The organism is Ensifer sp. GW101-20A05 (assembly GCF_059424735.1).
The window spans coordinates 197,194-218,450 of record NZ_JBWKZT010000009.1 but is presented as its reverse complement, the minus strand read 5'-3'; the positions used below and the strand labels follow the sequence as shown (position 1 = coordinate 218,450).

18 protein-coding genes are annotated in these 21,257 nt (G+C 62.1%); 11 read left to right on the top strand and 7 right to left on the bottom strand.

From position 1 onward, the window contains the following. Window positions 1-101 precede the first annotated feature (101 nt). On the bottom strand, window positions 102-1,133 hold the full coding sequence (locus AC070A_RS22265) for an amino acid ABC transporter substrate-binding protein (protein ID WP_057248512.1): 1,032 nt from the start codon (window positions 1,131-1,133) through the stop codon (window positions 102-104). A gap of 239 nt (window positions 1,134-1,372) precedes the next feature. Here AC070A_RS22265 and AC070A_RS22260 point away from each other — a divergent pair, with 239 nt between their 5' ends. Next, a complete protein-coding gene (locus tag AC070A_RS22260; protein ID WP_255571196.1) occupies window positions 1,373-2,059 on the top strand; it encodes a GntR family transcriptional regulator in 687 nt (228 codons plus the stop codon). Between the two features lie 167 nt (window positions 2,060-2,226). Beyond that, window positions 2,227-3,816 carry an ABC transporter substrate-binding protein gene (locus AC070A_RS22255; protein ID WP_057248513.1) on the top strand — a complete coding sequence of 530 codons (1,590 nt, stop codon included), beginning with the start codon at window positions 2,227-2,229 and terminating at the stop codon, window positions 3,814-3,816. Between the two features lie 51 nt (window positions 3,817-3,867). On the opposite strand, the gene AC070A_RS22250 is transcribed toward AC070A_RS22255, so the two are convergent. From AC070A_RS22250 to AC070A_RS22235, 4 genes are all read right to left on the bottom strand, one after another. Beyond that, the gene (locus AC070A_RS22250; protein WP_375293063.1) at window positions 3,868-4,581 is read right to left on the bottom strand and encodes an HAD family hydrolase; all 714 of its coding nucleotides are present in this window, start codon (window positions 4,579-4,581) and stop codon (window positions 3,868-3,870) included. A gap of 80 nt (window positions 4,582-4,661) precedes the next feature. Beyond that, window positions 4,662-5,330: a metallophosphoesterase family protein gene (locus tag AC070A_RS22245; RefSeq protein WP_057248515.1), complete on the bottom strand. Its 669-nt coding sequence runs from the start codon at window positions 5,328-5,330 to the stop codon at window positions 4,662-4,664. Between the two features lie 261 nt (window positions 5,331-5,591). After that, a complete protein-coding gene (locus tag AC070A_RS22240) occupies window positions 5,592-5,963 on the bottom strand; it encodes a hypothetical protein (protein WP_492383938.1) in 372 nt (123 codons plus the stop codon). A gap of 165 nt (window positions 5,964-6,128) precedes the next feature. After that, window positions 6,129-7,841, bottom strand: a complete 1,713-nt coding sequence (locus AC070A_RS22235) for a phosphoethanolamine transferase (protein WP_162733617.1) — start codon at window positions 7,839-7,841, stop codon at window positions 6,129-6,131. A gap of 272 nt (window positions 7,842-8,113) precedes the next feature. On the opposite strand from AC070A_RS22235, the gene AC070A_RS22230 reads away from it, so the two are divergent. From AC070A_RS22230 to AC070A_RS22200, 7 genes are all read left to right on the top strand, one after another. Next, a complete protein-coding gene (locus AC070A_RS22230) occupies window positions 8,114-8,788 on the top strand; it encodes a response regulator transcription factor (protein WP_057248518.1) in 675 nt (224 codons plus the stop codon). Next, complete coding sequence (locus AC070A_RS22225; protein WP_113132638.1) at window positions 8,785-10,137, top strand: sensor histidine kinase; 1,353 nt, start codon at window positions 8,785-8,787, stop codon at window positions 10,135-10,137. The genes AC070A_RS22230 and AC070A_RS22225 overlap by 4 nt, the downstream gene beginning before the upstream one ends. A gap of 234 nt (window positions 10,138-10,371) precedes the next feature. Then, window positions 10,372-11,076, top strand: a complete 705-nt coding sequence (locus AC070A_RS22220) for a CerR family C-terminal domain-containing protein (protein ID WP_113132639.1) — start codon at window positions 10,372-10,374, stop codon at window positions 11,074-11,076. Next, on the top strand, window positions 11,073-12,080 hold the full coding sequence (gene hlyD, locus AC070A_RS22215; RefSeq protein ID WP_113132640.1) for a secretion protein HlyD: 1,008 nt from the start codon (window positions 11,073-11,075) through the stop codon (window positions 12,078-12,080). The genes AC070A_RS22220 and hlyD overlap by 4 nt, the downstream gene beginning before the upstream one ends. Further along, window positions 12,077-13,807 (top strand): ATP-binding cassette domain-containing protein, encoded by a 1,731-nt coding sequence (locus AC070A_RS22210; protein ID WP_218373239.1) that lies wholly within the window; start codon window positions 12,077-12,079, stop codon window positions 13,805-13,807. The genes hlyD and AC070A_RS22210 overlap by 4 nt, the downstream gene beginning before the upstream one ends. After that, complete coding sequence (locus AC070A_RS22205; protein WP_492383937.1) at window positions 13,804-14,952, top strand: ABC transporter permease; 1,149 nt, start codon at window positions 13,804-13,806, stop codon at window positions 14,950-14,952. The genes AC070A_RS22210 and AC070A_RS22205 overlap by 4 nt, the downstream gene beginning before the upstream one ends. Before the next feature lies 1 nt (window position 14,953). After that, entirely contained in the window at window positions 14,954-16,066 is a 1,113-nt protein-coding gene (locus AC070A_RS22200) for an ABC transporter permease (RefSeq protein ID WP_057248524.1), read from the top strand. Window positions 16,067-16,068: 2 nt separating this feature from the next. On the opposite strand, the gene AC070A_RS22195 is transcribed toward AC070A_RS22200, so the two are convergent. Both AC070A_RS22195 and AC070A_RS22190 read right to left on the bottom strand, forming a co-directional pair. Beyond that, window positions 16,069-16,671: an alpha/beta hydrolase gene (locus tag AC070A_RS22195; protein ID WP_057248525.1), complete on the bottom strand. Its 603-nt coding sequence runs from the start codon at window positions 16,669-16,671 to the stop codon at window positions 16,069-16,071. Between the two features lie 164 nt (window positions 16,672-16,835). After that, window positions 16,836-17,768: a VOC family protein gene (locus AC070A_RS22190; RefSeq protein WP_492383936.1), complete on the bottom strand. Its 933-nt coding sequence runs from the start codon at window positions 17,766-17,768 to the stop codon at window positions 16,836-16,838. Between the two features lie 238 nt (window positions 17,769-18,006). On the opposite strand from AC070A_RS22190, the gene AC070A_RS22185 reads away from it, so the two are divergent. Beyond that, the gene (locus tag AC070A_RS22185) at window positions 18,007-19,833 is read left to right on the top strand and encodes a sensor histidine kinase (RefSeq protein WP_057248527.1); all 1,827 of its coding nucleotides are present in this window, start codon (window positions 18,007-18,009) and stop codon (window positions 19,831-19,833) included. Further along, a complete protein-coding gene (locus AC070A_RS22180; RefSeq protein WP_112996986.1) occupies window positions 19,830-21,188 on the top strand; it encodes a sigma-54-dependent transcriptional regulator in 1,359 nt (452 codons plus the stop codon). The genes AC070A_RS22185 and AC070A_RS22180 overlap by 4 nt, the downstream gene beginning before the upstream one ends. Window positions 21,189-21,257: the final 69 nt, after the last annotated feature.

The following is a 21,257-nucleotide window of genomic DNA, read 5'->3' as shown; positions in this document are numbered from 1 at the left end:
TACAGCGCCGCCGGTCTTACCGGGGCGCAGAGGTCGCTTTGGCACTTTGAATTTCTGCAGCAGAAAGCTAGGCCCGCGCTTGAGCGTGGGCCTATCAATCCTCAACGGAACGGCGGTGCGTAGAGCAGGCCACCTTCGCTCCAGCGCGTATTCGGACCTCGGGTCAGGCCGAGAGCGGTCTTGGTGCCGAGGTTGCGCTCGAACACTTCACCATAGTTTCCCACACCCTTGATGATGTTGTAGCCCCACTTGTTGTCGAGGTTCAGCATCTTGCCGAGTTCTTCATTGACGCCGAGCATGCGCTGGATCTCCGGATCCTCGCTCTTGGCCATCTCGTCGACATTGGCCTGCGTGATGCCGCGCTCCTCGGCCGCCATCAGCATCCAGGCGGACCAGGATACAATGTCACGCCAGTTGGAGTCGTTCTGGCGAACAGCAGGCGCCAGCGGCTCCTTGGAGATGGTTTCCGGCAGAACGACGTAATCATCCGGGTTGTTGGCAACGGCGCGGATCGAAGCGAGGTCCGAACGGTCGGACGAGATCGCTTCGCAACGGCCTGAGAAGAAGGCGTTGCGGTTTTCGTCCGGGTTTTCGAAGACGACCAGTTCGAACTTGCCGCCGATCGAGCGGAAGAAGTCGCTGAGGTTCTGCGCGGTCGTGGTGCCCGGCAGCGTGCAGATCGCGGCATCCGTCAGTTCCTTGGCGCTGTTGACGCCGAGCGATTTCGGCACCATCAGCCCCTGGCCGTCGTAGAAGACTGTCGGCCCGAAATCGAGGCCAAGCGAGACTTCGCGCGAGAAGGTAAGGGTCGTCTGGCGCGACAGCATGTCGATCTCGCCGGACTGGAGCGCCTGGAAGCGCGTATTGATGTTCGTCAGGACGAAATCGACCTTTTCCGGATCGCCGAAAACGGCGGCGGCCACGGCACGGCAGACGTCGACGTCGAAGCCCCCCATGTGACCCTTGGCATCCGCGGTGGCAAAGCCCGGCGTGCTCATCGAGACGCCACAGATCAGCTTGCCGCGCGCCTTGACCGTTTCAAGCGTCGTCGCCGCGTTCGCAGACGTCGCGGCCACAAGCCCGACGGCGATGCCCGCAACGGTCGCGCAAAGCTGTAGGATTCTGTTTTTCATGAATTCCCTCCCTTTGGTTTCCTTGTCCTGACCGGTCCTGGTCGTGCGGTCCTCATCGCACGCCTCCTCCCGAACCGATCGACACCAACCCGTAATTGTCAGCGCCATCAATTGCATACGATAGACGGATACAAACATCAACATGATTGTATACAATATTGACGACGAAATATTCGGGCGTTATCGAAATGCAGGACATGTTTGGCCGATCCTCGATCGGCCCGTCGGGGGAGGCAACCTTGTCTGAGAAATCGAGCCGCAGCGACGTCGTCTACAGGCTCCTGCGCCAGGCCATCCTGGAGCAGGCATTAAGGCCGGGAACGAAGCTTGCCGAAGACACGATCGCCGATCATTTCAAGGTCAGCCGTACCAGCGTTCGCGCGGCCCTGGTCCGGCTGAACGCCGAGGGCATCGTCGATCTCAGAGCCAACAAGGGCGCCTGCGTGGCGGAGCCGACGCTGGAAGAAGCCCGCGATATCTTCGCGCTAAGGCGCATGCTGGAAGCCGAAGTGATCCGCCGGCTGGTGGCCGATCTCGACAGCGCCGACGTCAAGCGGCTGGAGCAGCACGTGAAGCAGGAAGAAGCAGCCCTTTCCGATCACGGCCCGCTTTCGATCCGCCTCGCAGGCGAATTCCACATCCTGCTCGCCGAACTCACGGGCTCGCAGGCCCTGGCGCGCTTTGTCCGCGAGATCGTCTCGCGCTGCTCGCTGATCCTAGCGCGTTTCGCCCGGCTGCATTCTCCGGAATGCGCAGTCGACGAACATGTGCAGATCATCCGCGCGCTGCAGTCGCGCGACACCGCCACGGCAGAGCGGATCATGCTAGAGCATCTCCACGCCGTCGAGCTGCGCGCCGAACTCGATATCGACAAGACCGAGCCGGATATCTCCGCCGTTCTGCAACGTTACGCCCGCAAGGGCTGACGCTGCCTGTCGCCGTCGGGTCGTGCCGGCGGTCGAGGATACGACGTTCTCCAGTCGATCTGCGGCACCAACTGTCGCGCGGCAAGAATCCAGACGCGATATCTGCCTCCAATATCCTGCAACGATACCGGTGCGCCGGGCGGGTCTTACAAGGGAGGGAGTGAGCCATGCCAAGAGAACTGGAATTCATGAGCCAACAGGTGGCCGCAGGGCGGCTGTCGCGACGGGAGTTTCTCGGGCGCGCCGCAGCGCTCGGCGTTACGGTCGCGTCGGCGAACCTGCTGCTCGGCCAGGCAGCTCGAGCGGCCGGGCCTGTCAAAGGGGGAACACTGAAGGCCGGCCTCGTCGGCGGGGAGTCGACGAACAGCCTCGACCCCGCGACATGGGCAAGCCAGGTCCCCTACACACTTGGGCGCTGCTGGGGAGAACAGTTGCTCGAGGTATCTCCGGCCGGCGAGATCGAATATCGGCTCGCCGAATCCTATGAGGCAACACCCGACGCCAAGACCTGGCGCTTCAAGATCCGCAAGGACGTCACCTTTCACAACGGCAAGGAACTGACCCCGGCGGACGTGGTGGCGACACTCGAGCGTCACGGCGATGCCGATTCCAAATCGGCGGCCCTGCCCTTCGTCCAGGAATTCGAGACAATCAAGGCAGATGGCGACAGCGTCGTCATCACGCTTCGCCAACCGAACGCCGACCTGCCCTATGTTGTCAGCGATTACCACCTGATGATCCAGCCGAACGGTGGCAAGGATGATCCGACGGCGGGCATCGGCACCGGGCCTTACAAGGTGGTCTCCAATGAGCCGGGCGTCAAACACATCGCCGAACGCCACGAAGGCTATTGGGGCTCCGCCGAACGCGGCCATGCCGAGCAGATCGAAATCGCCGTCATCAACGATTCGACGGCACGCACCGCCGCGCTACAGAGCGGCCAGATCCACATGATCAACCGTATCGAGCCCAAGGTCGTGGCCCTGATCCAGCGCTTGCCCGGGGTCGTCATCCGCAACGTGCCGGGCAAGGGTCACTATGTCTTCATCGCCCACTGCAACACGACGCCCTTCGACAACAACGACCTGCGCCTGGCGCTGAAATACGCCGTCGACCGCGAAGAGATGGTCGCCAAGGTGCTCGCCGGCTACGGCACCGTCGGTAACGACACGCCGATGATCAAGGGCTACCCGCTCTTCGACAACGACATCGAACAGCGGGCATTCGATCCGGACAAGGCGAAGTTCCACTACAAGAAGTCCGGCCACAGCGGCTCGGTTCTGCTGAGAACTTCGGACGTCGCCTTCCCAGGCGCCGTCGACGCGGCGCAGCTTTTCCAGATGAGTGCCGCCAAATGCGGGATCACCATCGACCTGAAGCGCGAACCGGGCGACGGCTACTGGTCGGATGTCTGGAACAAGCAGCCCTTCAGCATGTCCTACTGGACCGGGCGGCCGACGCAGGACCAGGTCTATTCCATCGCCTACCTATCGAAGGCGGAGTGGAACGACACGCGCTTCTTCCGCGAGGATTTCGACAAGCTGATCTTCACTGCGCGCGGCGAACTCGACACAGCCAAGCGCAAGGCGCTCTATCGCCAGTCGGCGATGATTTTGCGTGACGAGGGCGGGGTCATCGTGCCGATGTTCAACAACTACATCGACGCAACGAGCGACAAGGTCGGCGGCTGGGTCGACGATCCGAACGGCGAACTGATGGGCGGCCACGCGCTGACGAAATGCTGGCTCAACGCCTGAATTAAATGGGAAGCCGAAGGCCGTCGCCGACCTTCGGCTTCCTTGACGCATTTAGAGAGTTTGACGCAGCGACAGCGTGCCGTCGCTTGCGAGTTCCACCTCGATCTCGTGGTAGCGATCAAGCGTCAGGTGCGGAGTACCTTCCACGGCCGCGTGTGCGCCGGTAACGACGACGACGTCGGCACCGGCCGCGAGACCGGCAAGAATTCCCGCAGGTGCGTCTTCGAAGACCAGGCAATCCTCCGGACGCACACCCAGGCGCTCGGCAGCCATCCGGTAGCCCTGCGGATCGGGTTTGCCGACGGAAACATCTTCGCCCGTAATCATCAACTGCGGCGTCGGGATGCCGGCGGCAGCAAGGCGGCGCACTGCCAAGTCCAGCGGCGCGGACGTGACGATCGCCCATTTTTCCGGCGGTAGTGAATTCAGGAAGGCGACGGCACCGGGAATTTCGACGATGCCCTCGACGTCGGCGATCTCTGCGAGCGCCAGATCAAAGGCTTCCTTTTCCGGATCGACATCGGGCAGTTCGAGGTTGCGGATCGTATCGACGGCACGGACGCCGTGAACGGTCTTTATGAACTCGATCGGATCGATCCCGTTGCGCACCGCCCAGGCGCCCCAGACGCGCTCGACGACGGCCATGGAGTTCAGCAGAGTGCCATCCATATCGAACAGCAGGGCAGCAAAATTCTTCGTGAACACGGATGAAGGCGCGGCGTCCAAGGCAATCCCCTGAGGTGGTGAAACGGGCGGCAGCAACATCGCCCTATGGAGAAGGCACACCTACTACCGGACGGCCGGACGCACAATGACATTTGCGCCGCAACCGCCAGCGATGTCGCTCAGCTTGCGGCCTGGATTTGCGTCGTCATGAGGAAATCGATCGGGCCACCGGGCTGATCGTCGTCGAAGACGGCACAGGACAGCACGCCACTGAAGACGGCGCCGGAATCGACATTGGTCCGGTTTCCGATCGTGCGCGGATTGGCCATGCTGGGTGTATGCCCATGGCAGAGATGTTTTCCAAAGTACTCGCCCGAATAGTCCTCTGGTCGCCGGATCCAGAGGAAGATCTCGTCGCCTTGCTGTTCGAGCGGCAAGGTCTCATCGATACCCGCATGCACGAAAATGCGATGCCGCTCGACAAGGATCGTGGGAAGCTCCTTGATCCACTTCAGATGCCGACCGGGAACGACGCCATTGTAGGAGACCAGCGTCTCCTGGCCACCGTTCATGAGCCACCAATCAACGTCGCTCTCGCCGCTGCTGGCGCCCCATAACATCTCTTCATGGTTGCCCTTGAGTGTCAGCCAGGTCCAACCGGGTTTTGACGGGCCGGCCATGACCAACTCGACGACGCCGCGACTGTCCGGCCCCCGGTCGATCAAGTCGCCGAGAAAAATGACCCTGCCCGCCGGTGCATAGGTTTCAATCTCGCGCAAAAGCACACGCAACTGGTCGAGGCAACCATGAATGTCGCCGATAGCGAAGGTGAGTTGCCGGCCGGCCATGCGTCTACTCTCCACACATACTCCAAACCCTCGAACCGGGCTGATCCGAGAGAAAATATCGATAAATCAAAACACTATAACAAGTCTTTCGTCGAAACGTATGCGCGCGATATCGATTGAAACAACCGACTCACGTCAAAGTGCCCGACAATTTTTCCGGTAGTCCGCCGAGATGGCCGAAACTGGGCGGAGGTACGCCTTCGAGCGAAATCGCGAAAGCCGTATTCCGTCACTCGGACAGGCGGCATCGTCGCTGAGCCCTCAGCGACGGGAATGGCCCTTTGCAATCGTCGAAGTGGCGATAGATACCGGGTCGCTCGCCGGAAATGTATCTTCAAGCCCCTCTTCGAGCTGCTCTTCCATCGCGTCCCGATCATGCGCCCGACGTGCATTCGGCAGCGGTTCGCGAAAGGCCCCCTTCGCACCGCCCGCAGCCGGAAGCGCTTCGTCTGCGGCGAGCGCCGTTCTGAGCATATCCTTTGCTTTTGCGATGGCGTTGAGCCGGTTCAAGGAGCCGGCATCATCCTGCGGGCACATCACGGTCACCACTTCCCCGCCATCGCCGACGAACTCGACGCTAAATCCGGCTCGACCGCCTCTTTCTGGGGAAACCTGTATACCGACGACGCGCATCTAACCCTCCTGCGTACGGATTGGCGCCTCTGTCCACCGGACTGATATGGCAAAAGGGGTCGCCGATCGTCCGCGCGGAGTCGAGGACATGTAAGCAAGGAAGTGTCGAAACGCGCTTTTGTTCCGAGACCCTGGAAAAATCGCGGCAACCGGTCGCGGTTGCGCTCAGAGTGCGCCCGGCAATGCGACGGCGCGCGTTGTATTGGCCGGCAGATCGTTGGCGGTATCTGCCGACTGGAATATCGGGCCACCGGCCGGCTTCCGCGTGCAATTTGCGAAAGCGTCGAGGTCACGTTTGTAGACCTTCGTCTCGACGTTCATCATGCCGAGAACGGTATGGAAGAGATTGTCGTGCGACTTCGGCTGTGCCGTGTCCTTGGCGAGACAGACGGTGTCGACCCCCATAGCCGCCTGATAGGGCTTCGAAAACCAGGCGACGAACGGCACCTGAGTCTGCTCCCGCGGGGCAATCGCGTAGGGCGCACCGTGCAGATAGATACCGTCTTCGCCGAGCGACTCGCCATGGTCGGACATGTAGATCATCGCGCCCGCCACACGGTCCTGGTGCTTTTCCAGGAGACGGGCAACACTTGCCAGCACGTAGTCGGTGTAAAGGATCGAATTGTCGTAGGCGTTGGTGATCTCGGCGACCGAGCACTTCATCAGTTCCGGCGTCCGGCAATCCGGCGTGAACCGGCGGAATTTTTCGGGATAGCGCAGATAGTAGGACGGACCGTGGCTGCCGAGCTGGTGCAGGACGATCACGCTGTTCGATGTGGTCGCCTGGAGCTTCTTGTCGAGTTCGCCGAGGAAGATTTCATCCAGGCATTCCCCGTTCTTGCACAGGGGGCTGTTCTTCTGGTTGGTCATGCTGGCGAAGCTGATGAGATCGGCAATGCCCTTGCTGCCTGTGTTGTTGTCCCACCAGGTGGTCGAGACACCGGCACGCGTCAGCACGTTCATCAGATTTTCCGTCGAACGCGCCTTCCAGTCACTGTATTCATTGCGCGGATAGACAGAGAACATGCAGGGAAGCGAAATCGCCGTCGCCGTGCCGCAGCTCGTGGTGTCCGTATAGTTCACGACGCCGAGCGCCTTCAGTTCCGGATTGGTCTCGCGTGCGTAGCCGTTCAAAGAGAAGTTCATTGCGCGCGCGGTCTCGCCGGCAACGACGACAACGACCACCGGCTTGCCGGCCGCCGCAATTCGCGGACCCTGGCGGGCGTCGGTGCCGAGCGGCTGCACGACGATGTTGCGCTCTTTGAAAGTCGAAGCGGCATACCGCACGGCGGCCGAGACCGGCCCCGTCGGATTGAACCGCTTCATCAGGTCCTTGTGCTCGCGGATCACGTAGGCGACGTTCGCGAAATTGGCATAGACCAGCCCGCTGCTGACGATGAGGCAGGGGATGATTACCGCAAGATTGACTGCGGCATTGGCGAGGAAGGGGCGACGGCGAACATTGATCCAGATGACGACAAGCGAGGGAAGCAAGCCATAGAGCAGCAGGTGCATCGCCAGACTGGCGGTCAGCAGATGACCGGCTTCCGCCTGCGTGGTTACGGCCGCATTGCCGATCATGTCCTTGTCGATGATGACGCCAAAGGTGTCGATGAAATAGGAGGCCGACGCCGACACCATGATGAGGAAGATCGACACCGGCTTCATCACATATTTGACTGAGGCGGTCGTAAGCCCCGCAAAGGTCAGGAGGCAGAGTGCCGCGCTGAAGGACACAAGCGCCACAACGGAATCGTTGAAATAGGCGAATGTATGCGTCCAGAAGGAATTGTTGGTGACGACAAGCAGATAGGCGCTGACGAGCGCGCTCAGAGCGATACTACCGATCTCTGGCCGGCGAATTCTCGAAAAAATCAATGCGGTCGTCTCCAGCGGCGACTGCACGATCATCTGAGATGGTCAATACAGGCGCGGGCATTCAGTCGAAGTGGAGACCGCAATACGGCCACCTGTTCAGTTGCAGCCTCCCCCTCACCGGTCGAGATACGACGTGCAAGCTGTCGAAACCCCGTCAAGATTGCTCATTGACCGCTTCATGCACGCGGTGGTGGGTATTGCGACCGGGAGTTGGCAGCCCAAGCGAAAGCCCATATGGTCGGCAGCGGCCAATGTAATATCGAGACGATTCAATGCGCCTGCTCCTGGTTGAAGACAGCCCGCGACTGGTAGAACTGGTCGGAGAAACCATGCGGGACGCTGGCTGGCGCCTCGATTCCGTTTCAACCGTTGCGGACGCCGAAACGGCAATCGCCGGGCAGGAGCACGATCTGGTATTGCTCGATCTCGGCTTGCCCGACGGCGACGGCTTGTCCCTGCTTCGCCGCCTCCGCCACGACTATCCGGGGCTGCCTGTGCTGATCATCACCGCCAAGGGATCCGTCGACGAGCGTATTGCCGGGCTCGATGCCGGTGCCGACGACTATCTCGTAAAGCCATTCCATCATCGGGAGCTTCTCTCCCGTTGCCGTGCGATGCTGAGACGCAACCCGCAAGCGGTCCAGCCGGTGCTGGAGGCTGGAGCCTTGCGCTACGACCCGGCGACCGCGGACCTTACCTGTGACGGCATCGTGGTGCCGTTGCCGCCGCGCGAGCGTTCGCTGATGGAAATCCTGATGCGGGAAGTCGGCCGCGTCGTGCCGAAGCGCAAACTCGAAACGGCGCTTTCCGAATATGGCCAGGAAATGACGCCCAATGCGCTCGAGCTCGCGGTATCACGCGTGCGCAAGCGCCTGCAGCCGCTTGACACCGGCGTACAGATCGAGACCGTGCGTGGTATCGGTTATCTGCTCAGGCGCGCCTCATGAAACCCCGCAACCCGTCGCTGATCGGCATCGTCGCCCGCCGCATCATCGCCTTTTCGCTGATTGCCATGGCAATCCAGATCGGCGTCGTCTTTGCCGACTACTGGTTCGACGACGACAAGCTGAGCGTGCTCATGCTCCAGCAGGAAACCGAAAACCTGGCCGGCTATGTCCAGGTCCGCGATGGCGTCGTGACCTACGAGCCCAGTCACGAGATGCGCGAGCGCTATCAGGACCGCCATGACGACGATGGCTCGATCTTCCTGCGCATCCGCACAGCCTCTGGCGTGATCGTCTATTCGAACTGCACGAGCGAATGCGCCCAGCATTTCCTGCCCGTCAGCATGGATGCACCGCAGTTCTGGAAGCGGCTGATCGCCCCCGGCAAACCCTTCAGCGTCGCCGGCGGCCAGTCTTTCGAACGAAGCGGAACCTCCGTGCTCATCGAACTTGCGATCCTCAACGATCCGAACGGCTTCATGTACGGCGCCCTGCTGCATGAGATGTTCGATTCGATGATCGTACCGATGACGTTGATGTTCTGCCTCGTCATCGGTGCGACGATCTGGTCCATTCGCAGCGCGCTGAAACCCGTCGCCATGGCGGCCCAGGCTGCCGATGCACTCGACCCGCGCGACAGCAATGCACGCCTGCCACTGACGCGGATGCCGCAGGAGATCGCTCGCCTGGTCTCTGCGGTCAACCGCATGCTCACACGCGTTGCCGATCTCATTCAGTCGCAGAAGCTGTTCTCCTCCTCGATCGCCCATGAGATCCGGACGCCGGTCTCGATCGCCAAGATGGAACTGAGCCGCATCGACGACCCAAGGGCCCGCAATGCCGAAAGGGACCTCGACGCTCTGACCCATATCCTGGAGCAGCTCACCTCTCTGGCGCGGGCCGATGCAGTCGATCCCTCCGCCTACCAGCGCACCAGCCTGTCGCAAATCGGGGCCGCTGTTGCGGAAGCGATCGCGCCGTTCGTCTTCGACCACGACAAGTCGCTCGAATTCGTCGACGAAGGCACGCCGCCGGTCACCGCGATCCCGGCGCTCGTCGAGAATATGCTGCGAAACCTGATCGAGAACGCGGTCAAGCACAATCCATCGGGCACGCGCATCATTCTCGCCTGCGGTCCCGGCCCGGTGGTCTCCGTCGAGGATGATGGCAAGGGGCTCGTCGACCTGCCTGAACACCATGAAGACCTCGGCTACCTGAAGAGTTCCGGCCAGCTCGGGCTCGGCCTGAAGATTGTTCGGCGCATCAGCGAGCTGCACCAGGCGACCATCGCGGTCGATACGGCCCCGGAGCGCGGCACCAAGATCTCGATAGATTTCTCTGCCGCGGTCTAGGCTCCGCCAATTGGCCGATCCGGCAGAAAATACTCCCCATCCCCTTTTGGTCGCGCGCCGTCCTTAGGCGCCATGCGCAACCATCTACGCTATATGGCCAAATCACAGCCAACCTTTGCGTCGCTCTGCCGTGAACCACGACCGTTTCGCTGATCCGCGGACCAGGAGACGCGCAATCCCGCATCAAAAATTCATTCGATTGACTTAATCAATAGAATGATGTAATTTCAGCACATGATGAAAAACAAAACCTCGACCCAAACATCCAGGCAGGAACGCGGCGACGTCACGCGCGAGAAGCTTTTGACGAGTTCCATCGATGTCTTCGGCCGCTACGGCTTCGATGGCGCCAGCACGCGGATGCTCGCGGAGACTGCCGGCGTGAACCTGCAGGCGATCCCCTACTATTTCGGTGGCAAGGAAGGCCTCTACATCGCCGCCGCCGAGCATCTCGCCTCAATTATCGTTGGACATGTCGGCGATCTCAGAAACGCGATCCTCGAGCGTCTTGCCCGCCTCGACGGCGAAGGCAAGACGATGTCGGCTGAGGAAGCCCGGGAACTCCTGACCCAAGTGGCGCAACACATGGTCGCGATCTTCGTCAGCCGGCAATCCGAGAGCTGGGCGCGCTTCATCATCCGCGAACAGATGGAGCCAACCGAAGCCTTCGAACGGGTCTACGCCAATGTCATGGGCCCGATGATCGGCATGGCTGGCAGGCTGGTTGCGACAATTCTCGGTGAACCGCCGCAGTCCGAACATGTCCGGCTGAAGACCCTCTCCTTCGTCGGCAGCATCCTCGTCTTCCGCATGGCCCATGCGGCCATGCTCCGGCAGATGAACTGGCAGGCCGTTGGCCCCGACGAACTCGACATTCTGCGTCGGCACGTCGCCGAGCTTGTCGCGGCGCTTGGCGGCGAGAAGGAGGGTCAGCCATGAACAAGCCGGCAATCGCCCTTCTGTTGCTCGCTGGCACTGCTGCCGGTGCCTGGTGGTTCGACGTCCCCCAGCGGCTCGGCTGGACCGGCACGGAGCGAACCTCGGTGCTTTACGGCAATGTCGACATCCGCCAAGTCTCTCTCGGCTTCCGTGTCAATGGCCGTATTGCGAGCCTCGGCGTCGACGAAGGCGACGCGGTGAAGCCCGGCGATGTCCTTGCGACCCTTGACGCCGTTCCGTTCGAACAGGCGGTGGCCGCGGCCGAAGCCGAACTCGGCGCGCTCAGGGCCAATCTTGCAAAACTGAAAGCGGGCGCCCGCCCGACCGAAATCGCCCAGGCGCGGGCCACCCATGAAGAACGCCTCGCCGATCTGGAAAATGCCAACCTTGCCTATGAACGCGCGCGGCAATTGCGTCCGAACGGCACCATCTCGCAAGCCAATCTGGATGAGGCAAGCGCCAACAGGGCTGCCGCCGCTGCACGCGCCACCTCCGCCCGCGAGGCGCTGGCGCTCATCGTGGAGGGAAGCCGGATTGAGGACATCGAGGCGGGTCAGGCACAGGTGCTCGCAGCCGAAGCCAAGCTCGAAAGTGCCCGCACGTCGCTTGCCGATACCCGCCTGCTCGCGCCAAGCGCGGGCACGGTGCTGTCCCGGGTGCGCGAAGTCGGCGCCATCGTCGCGCCGTCCGACATGGTCTATGTCGTCTCGCTCAACGAACCCGTCTGGGTCCGGGCCTATGTCGCAGAACCGGATCTTGGCCGGGTGCATCCGGGCATGAACGTCGAGATCACGTCGGACAGTGCGCCGGATCGCCCCTACAACGCGACGGTAGGTTTCATCTCGCCCGTCGCCGAGTTCACACCGAAGTCGGTGGAAACGCCAGAGCTCAGGACCGATCTCGTCTATCGCCTGCGCATCGTGGTCGACAAGCCGGGTCCCGATCTCAGGCAGGGCATGCCGGTGACAGTGCACTTGCCCGCATCCGCAGAGGCAACACGATGAACGACGACGCACCGTTCGTCCGGATCCTGGATGTGGTCAAGCGCTTCGGCGATGCCCCGCCGGCGCTCGACCACATCGATGGCGAAATCCTCCGCGGACGGATCACCGGGCTTGTCGGCCCTGATGGCGCGGGAAAAACCACGCTGATCCGGCTGATGACCGGGCTGATGGTGCCGGACGAGGGAAAGGTCGAGGTTCTCGGTTTCGACACGGTGACCAACGCCGCCGCCATCCAGGCGGCGATCGGCTACATGCCGCAGCGCTTCGGCCTTTATGAAGATCTTTCCGTACAGGAGAACCTCGACCTCTATGCCGACTTGCGCGGCCTGCCGCTTGCCGAGCGAGCCGCGACCTTCGATGAACTGCTGGAATTCACCGATCTCAAGCGCTTTACCGAACGGCTTGCCGGCAAACTCTCCGGCGGCATGAAGCAGAAGCTCGGTCTCGCCTGTGCGCTCCTGCGCAAGCCCCGCTTGCTCCTCTTGGACGAACCGGGCGTCGGCGTCGATCCGATCTCGCGCCGCGACCTTTGGAAGATGGTCGAGAACCTGACGGCCGAGGGCATTGGCGTCGTCTGGTCGACGGCCTATCTCGACGAAGCCGAGGCCTGCGACAGCGTTCTCCTGCTGAACGAGGGCAAGTTGCTTTTTGCCGGCAGCCCCGCCGATCTGACCGCTCGGGTCGCCGACCGCGTCTTCAAGGTTTCCGGTATCGCGCATGGACGCCGCCAGAAGCTCGCTCGCTTGCTCGATGACGACGATGTCGTCGACGGTGTCATCCAGGGTGAAGCGATCCGACTGGTGATGAAGCCGGACACAAAACCGCCGACACCGGACGACGGCTCGTCTGCGCCTGACGTGACGACCACCCCGCCCCGCTTCGAGGATGCTTTCATCGACATGCTCGGCGGCGGCCCCGGCGGCCGCTCGAAACTGGCGGAAACACAGACACCTTTCACGATGGAGGACAGCAAGCCCGTCATCGAGGCCCACGGCCTGACGAAACGCTTCGGCGATTTCACCGCCGCCGACGACATCACCTTCGATATCCCGCGCGGCCAGATCTTCGGATTGCTCGGCCCGAACGGCGCCGGCAAGTCGACCACGTTCAAGATGCTGTGTGGGCTGTTGAAGCCTACGGCCGGCGAAGGCCGCGTCGCCGGTTTCGACTTGCGTCGCGACGCGGCGGAGGCGCGCAACCGGCTTGGCTACATGGCGCAGAAGTTCTCGCTCTATGGAGACCTAAGCGTCGCGCAGAACCTCAGTTTCTTTGCCGGCGTCTACGGCCTTTCCGGCACGGGCAAGCGCGAACGCATCCAGCTGATGACCGATATCTTCGCCTTCGGCCGGCTGCTCGACATGTCGGCCAAGGATCTGCCGCTTGGGCTCAAGCAGCGGCTGGCCCTTGCCTGCGCCGTCCTGCATGAGCCGGAAGCACTGTTTCTCGATGAACCGACCTCCGGCGTCGACCCCATCACCCGACGCGAGTTCTGGACCCATATCAACGGGCTGGTCGAAAAGGGCGTGACCGTGCTCGTCACCACCCACTTCATGGACGAGGCTGAGTATTGCGACCGCATCTCGCTCATCTATCGCGGCCGGTCGATCGCGCTCGGCTCGCCGGATGAACTGAAGGCACAGGTCGCCAGCGACAAGCTTCCGGACCCGACGATGGAGGATGCTTTCATTGCCCTGGTCCAGGGGTCGGAGGAGAAGGAGGCCGCATGACCACACAGCTCTCCACGACCGAAGGCCGGTCCGCCCGCATCCGGCGCTTTGCCGCGCTCGTGCGCAAGGAAAGCTACCAAATCGTTCGCGACCCGAGCAGCATCCTGATCGCCTTCGTGTTGCCGCTGATCCTCCTGTTTCTGTTCGGCTACGGCGTTTCGCTCGATACCACGCAGACCCGGATCGGCCTGGTTATCGAGGAGGAGGCGCCGCTGACCCGCGACCTCGCCGCCGGCTTCCAGGCCTCACGCTATTTCAAGGTGACGGTCGGTCGCGACCGGCGCGAATTCGAAGAGGATCTGGTGCTCGGTCGCGTGCGCGGCATCGTCGTGATTCCAGCCGGCTTCTCGGCGGACTATGCCGCCGGGCGCCACCCGACGGTGCAGGTGCTCGTCGATGGCTCGGACCCCAACACCGCCAACTTCGTGCAGAACTACGCCCAGGCGACCCTTGCCAACTGGGAGCGCCAACGCTTGAGCGACGGCGCCGGCCGGCCGCCGGCAATTTCGTCAGAGCAACGATTCTGGTTCAATCCGGAGCTGACCAGCCGGAACTTCCTTGTGCCCGGGTCAATCGCCATCGTCATGACGCTGGTCGGGACCCTGCTCACCTCGCTCGTCGTTGCCCGTGAATGGGAACGGGGCACGATGGAGGCGATGATGGCGACACCCGTCTCGGCCGCCGAACTTCTGGCCGGAAAGCTGCTGCCCTATTTTATCCTCGGCCTCACGTCGATGACGCTCTGCGTTCTGCTTGCCGTCTTCCTCTTCGGCGTCCCCTTCCGCGGCTCGGTCGCAGCACTCTATGCGCTCTCGGCAACCTTCCTGATGCCGGCGCTCGGCCAGGGCCTGCTGATTTCGGCGGCCACGAAGAACCAGTTTCTCGCCTCGCAGCTCGCGCTGATCTCAGCCTTTCTGCCGGCGTTCCTGCTCTCCGGCTTTCTCTTCGAAATCAACTCGATGCCGACGGTTATTCAATGGATCACTCTCATCGTGCCGGCGCGTTATCTGATCCCAAGCCTACAGACCGTGTTCCTTGCCGGCGACATCTGGCCGATGTTCACGCGCTCCATCGCCGTCATGCTCCTGATCGGCTGCGTCTTCTTTGCGCTCGCCGCCCGCAGCACCCGCAAGAGGATTGGCTGAGATGTGGTGGACAAGGCTCAAGGCACTGATCGTCAAGGAATTGCTGGCGGTGCTGCGTGATCCCAAGGGACGCACCGTGCTGATCGTGCCGCCGATCATGCAACTGCTGGTGTTTTCCTATGCCGCGACGCTGGAGGTAACGAACGTCGACGTCCTGGTGCTGAACCGAGACAACGGCCATTGGAGCCAGGATCTCGTTCAGGAGATCCAGGGGTCGCCGACCTTCCGCAGCATCCGCTTCACCAACAGCCCCGATGAGGTGCGCGTGGCGATCGACACCCAAAAGGTCATTGCCGCGATCGAAATCGGCCCGACGTTCTCGCGCGATATTGAGGGGAGCCGGCCGGCAAAGGTGCAGCTCATCCTCGACGGGCGCCGCTCAAACGCGTCGCAGATCGTCTCCGGCTATCTCAGTCGCATCGTCGGAACGCTTGCCGCCGAGACTCCGGCCGGCCAACGCATGGCGTCGAGCGCCGTCACGGTCGTTGCGCGCAACTGGTTCAATCCGAACCTCACCTATCAATGGTTCATGGTGCCGAACCTGGTGGCGAGCATCGCTCTTTTGATCGGCCTGATCGTGACCGCGCTATCGATCGCGCGCGAACGCGAGCTCGGCACTTTCGATCAGCTCATGGTCTCACCGCTTCGAACCCACGAAATCCTGATCGGCAAGCTGATCCCGCCAATGATGATCGGCCTGTTCCATATCACCATCTACATACTGGCCGCCGTCTTCATCTTCGGGGTGCCGCTGCGCGGATCGCTGTTCCTGCTCTACGGCAGCGCCGTCTTCTACCTGGCCGCCGTCGTCGGTCTCGGCCTGTTCATCTCGGCGCTGTCGATGACACAGCAGCAGGCGATCCTCGGCGCATTTCTCTTCATGGTGCCGGCAATGCTGCTCTCCGGTTTCGCGACGCCGATCGAGAACATGCCCTCGTGGCTGCAACCGATCACCTACGTCAACCCGTTGCGCTATTTCCTCGTCATTGTGAAGGGCGTATTCCTAAAGGACATTCCGGCGGTCGAGGTGGCGCGCCAGACGATCCCGCTCTTGCTGATCGCCATCGTCACCCTCTCGGCCGCCTCATGGCTGTTCCGCCGCCGGCTGGAATAGCGTCAACCTTTCAGGAAACGCCCGATCGCGGCGACCTCGTTCTGGCGGATATCGTGGCCACCCGGGTGCCATTCGGTTTCCGTTACGGCGCCCTGCCCCTGGAAATAGTCTGCCAGGGCCTGCGTCAGCGGCGCCGGGCAGATGGGATCGCGTTCGCCGCCCGTGATCAACACCCGGCGCCCTTTGAGGCCCGCGTTGTCCTTCGGTCGGAACGGGATCAGTGGATGCATGAGCACCGACTTGTCGAAGACACCGTCTTCGATGAGCACATTGGCAAGAATGTTCGCGCCGTTGGAATAGCCAAGGCCGATCACCTCCGAAGCCTGATGCTCGGCGGCCAATGCCTTGACGAAACCGGCCATCTTCTCGGTGGCGCGTGCAAGATCCGCCATGTCGTAGACGCCCTCGCCCGTGCGCTTGAAGAAGCGCGCAGCCCCATATTCCGCCACGTCGCCACGCGGCGAGACGATCGTCGCATCGGGCAGCAGCTCGGACGCGAAGGTGAAGAACTGGTTTTCATCTCCGCCCGTCCCGTGAAAGACGAAGAAGATCGGCTGGCCGGGCTTGCCGGCCTTCAGTTTGTGAACGTAGCCATGATCGACCATTTTTGTCTCCTGGAGCAATTTCCGGAAACGGGTAAACACCCCGTCCGAGATTGCCTGTTTTCAAAGCGTTAGATTCACGGTTTCGACGAAACTGTGAACCGTTCTTCCGTACAATCCGGTGCCGAAGGCTCGCCATAACGGCGAGCCTTCTCTGCATCGACGTGTTAGTCGTCGATCTTCTGCAGGTGGCTTTCCAGAAACGGACGCAGGTGCTTGTGCTGCTGCGGCAGCTTCAGCGCCTCGCCGAGGTGAGCGAGATCCTCGTCCCGGTCGAAGCCTGGCTCGTTGGTGGCGATCTCGAACAGCACGCCGCCCGGCGTGCGGAAGTAGATCGCCCAGAAGTAATCGCGGTCGATGACCGGGGTGACCTGGTAGCCGGTATCCATCAGCGCCTTGCGCACTTCCAGCTGCTTTTCGCGGTTTTCGACGGCAAAGGCGATATGGTGCACCGAACCGGCGCCCTGAGAAGCGCGGCCGATATTCGGCATCGTCTCGAGGTCGATGACGCGCGCATCGTTGCCGCCAGGCACGATCAAACGCGTGACGCCGTCCTTGCGGTCAAGCTCCTCATAGCCCATGAACTTCAGCAGTTCGGCCGTCGCGCCTTCATCACGAAGACGGAGGGCGGCGGAGTGGAAGCCCCGGATCGCGTGATCCGCCGAGATGCCGCCTTCCGTCCAGGGCGTGCGCTGATCGCCCTTGACCTCTACGAGCGCAAAGCCGTCGCCATCAGGGCCGGCAAAGTTCAGGCGCTTCTCGCCGAAGGTTTCTTCGTCCTTGAGACCGGAGATACCCGATGCCGTCAGGCGATCCCGCCAGAAGCCGAGCGAGCCTTCGGGCACGGAGAAGACGGTGGTCCCGACTTCACCGGTACCGGCACGGCCGCGCGGCATGTTCGGGAACGGGAAATAGGTCATGACCGTGCCGGGTGTGCCGGCTTCGTCGCCGTAATAGAGGTGGTAGACATCCGGCGAGTCGAAGTTGACCGTCTTCTTGACGCGGCGCAGGCCGAGCGACTTGGTGAAGAACAGGTTGTTTTCGCGCGCATCGTCGGCCATCGAAGTGACGTGATGCAGACCCTTGATCTGATTGAGCATTGCCGTGATCCTTTCTCTCCGGCGCCACCGGGCGCTCCGTTGGGTCATAGATGCGCTCATCCGGCCGTCGGCGAAAGACGGCGGCGGCCAAACGCATTGTCAACATTTCATTGACGACACCAGAGACTCGTCAACAATCATTTGCCTGGCAGCGCTGCGCTTGTGACCGGTTGCGCCGATGCATAAGATCGGCTCGCGGCATGTTGCCGTAAGCACGCGAGGAGGCGCGCGGACACCTGTGAAATTTCGCCTGGCTCTTGGATTCCTGCTGTTGCCGCTGCTTGCGACCATGCTGGCCTGGAAAGGCTATGCGGTCACGACAGACAGCTATCTGCGCGAGGCGACCGCTCAAGCCACCACCGCTCTCCGGCTCGCCGTCACGGCGCTCGATGGTCACCTCAACCGCTATCAGGCGCTGCCAGCATTGATCGCCGATCACGAAGACGTTCAGGAACTGGTCACCCGCCCGCGTGATCGGCGACTGAGGGAGGCGGTGAACACCTATCTGAAAGACATCAACGCGCTGCTCCACTCCTCCGATATCTATGTCATCACGCCGGACGGCGATACGATCGCTGCCAGCAACTATGACGGGCCAACGAGCTTCGTCGGCCAGAACTTCAGTTACCGGCCCTATTTCCAGGAAGCGCTTCGCGGACAGCAGTCGCGGTTCTATGCGCTTGGCACCACATCGCTGAAGCGCGGCTACTATTTCGGCTCGCCAATCCAGATCGGCGACGAAATCCGCGGCGTTATCGTCTTCAAGGTCGATGTCGAAAGCATCGAAGCCTCGTGGCAGGGTGGGGAATACAGGATCTTCGTTTCCGATCCCGAAGGCATCATCTTCATGTCCGGGGACCCGGACTGGCTCTATTCCTCTATCCTGCCGCTGACCTCAGACCGCCGCGCGCGCACCGAAGCCTCGAGGCGGTACGCCGACGCCACCCTGCGTCCGCTGCCCATGGCAGAGAGCAACGCGTCCGACCACCGCTTCATGACCGTCTCCTCCGGCGGTTCGAGCCGCGAATACCTCGTGCTCTCCCAATATATGCCGGATGCCGACTGGACCGTGAACGTACTGGTGGATACGGCCTCTGCCTATACGCAAGCGCTGACCACCGTCGCCGCCGCGCTGCTGTTGATCTGTCTTGCCGGCCTTGGCGTGGCCATTGTTCTGCAGCGGCGTGCGCGGCTCAACGAACGCATTTCAATGCAGGCAGAAGCGCAGGTCGAACTCGAACGCCGTGTCGACGAACGCACCGCCGACCTCGCGCGCGTCAATACCCAGATCGAGGAGGAGATCGCCGAACGTCGCCTGACGGAACAGCAGTTGCGCCGCACACAGGCCGACCTGATCCAGGCAGGCAAACTGGCAGGTCTCGGCCAAATGTCCGCGGCGCTTTCGCACGAATTCAACCAGCCACTTGCCGCCGCCAAGACCTATGCCGACAGCGCGGCCCTGCTGATCGAACGTGGTCGCTCCGACGAGGCGACCGACAATATCCGCCGGATCTCCGGGCTCGTCGACCGCATGGCGGCGATCAGCAAGCATCTGCGAAATTTCGCCCGCAAACCGAATGAGAAGCTTGGGCCGGTTCCGGTCGAAGAGGTGGTGCGCGATACGATGGAGATCGTATCGGTTCGGCTGAAGGCCGCAGCGGCAACCATCGACATCGATCTCGGCGATAAACCGCTCGTCGTCCGTGCCGGCTCAGTCCGCCTGCAGCAGGTGCTCGTCAACATCATCTCCAATGCGGCCGATGCGGTCGAGGGGCTTGATGACCGGACCATTCGCCTTCGCGCCCGACAGGAAGACCACAAGGTGGTGCTGACGGTCAGCGATCGGGGACCTGGCATCGCGCCGGCGATTGCCGAGCGTATCTTCGATCCGTTCTTTTCCACAAAGGGCGTCGGCAAGGGGCTGGGCCTTGGCCTTTCGATTTCCTATAACATTATCAAGGATTTCGGTGGCAGTCTTATCGCAACCAACCTTGCGGAAGGCGGCGCCGAGTTCCGGATCGAACTTGCCGCTGAAAACAGCAATGCCCGGGAGGCTGCCGAATGATCGAAAGCCGGATCCTGCTCGTCGACGACGAAGAGGAGGTGCGCCATTCGAGCGCGCAGGCGCTGGAACTGGCGGGTTTCCGCGTCGATGTCTTCGCCGCAGCCGAACGTGCCCTGGAATTCATCAGCTACAGCTTCGCCGGTGTCGTCATCAGCGACATCCGCATGCCCGGCATGGACGGCATGACGCTGCTACAACGCATCCGAGAGATCGATGCCGAGGTGCCGGTCATCCTCGTCACCGGCCATGGCGACGTTCAGCTTGCCGTGCGCGCGATGCGCGAAGGCGCCTATGATTTCGTCGAGAAGCCGTTTGCGGCACAGATGCTCGCTGGCACCATTCGCCGGGCGTTGGACTGGCGCGCGCTCGTTCTGGAAAACCGCCGGCTGAAAGCCGTCGCCGGCAAACGCGACGACATCGAGCAGCGGCTCCCCGGCCGCAGCCAGGTCATGGTCGATCTGCGCTATCGTATCCGCGCCATCGGCGCAGCCGACGCGGACACGCTGATCATCGGCGATACCGGCGTCGGCAAGGAGGTGCTGGCCCGCACGCTGCATGATCTCAGCGCTCGCGCCAACAGCCCGTTCATCGCCATCAACTGCGCGGCCCTGCCGGAGAACCTGATCGAGAGCGAACTCTTCGGCCACGAGCCCGGCGCCTTTCCCGGCGCCATTCGTCCGCGCTACGGCAAATTCGAGCATGGTCGCGGCGGCACCATCCTGCTCGACGAGATCGGCTCGATGCCGTTCGACCTTCAGGCAAAATTCCTGCGCGTCCTCCAGGAACGCGTCATCACCCGCCTCGGATCGAACGAAGTCGTACCGCTCGATGTGCGCTTCATCGCCACCAGCAAGGTCGATCTCGAAAGGGAAGTTGCCGCGGGGCGCTTCCGCGCCGATCTGCTCTACCGCCTCAACGTCGCAACGCTTCGGGTTCCCTCGCTCGCCCAGCGCCGCGCCGATATCCCGCTGCTCTTCCTGCAACTGGTAAGGGAATCTGCGGCACGCTATGGCCGCGATGAAGTCGAGGTCTCGCAAGCCATGCTGGCGGAAATGGCGGAGCGCGACTGGCCGGGCAATGTGCGCGAACTGCGCAACGCCGCCGAGCGGCTGGTGCTCGGGCTTGATTCAGCACCGCTCGATGCCGCGAAGGAAGAGAGCGGCCGGCTTGCCGACAAGGTGGCAGCCTATGAAAAGGGTCTCATCGCCAGCGCCATTGCCGCGCATGGCGGCGCCCTGAAGCCGGTCTACGAGTCTCTCGGCATTTCGCGCAAGACGCTCTACGAGAAAATGCAGAAGTTCGGGCTCGACAAGAAGCTTGTCGCTGCAGATTTCCCGGCCGATGGCGAACTCTGATCAGAGCCCGCGCCGAAACCGCAAGTGCCCGGAATAAAGCAGGGACGCGATCGCTCGCGTCCCTGTCAA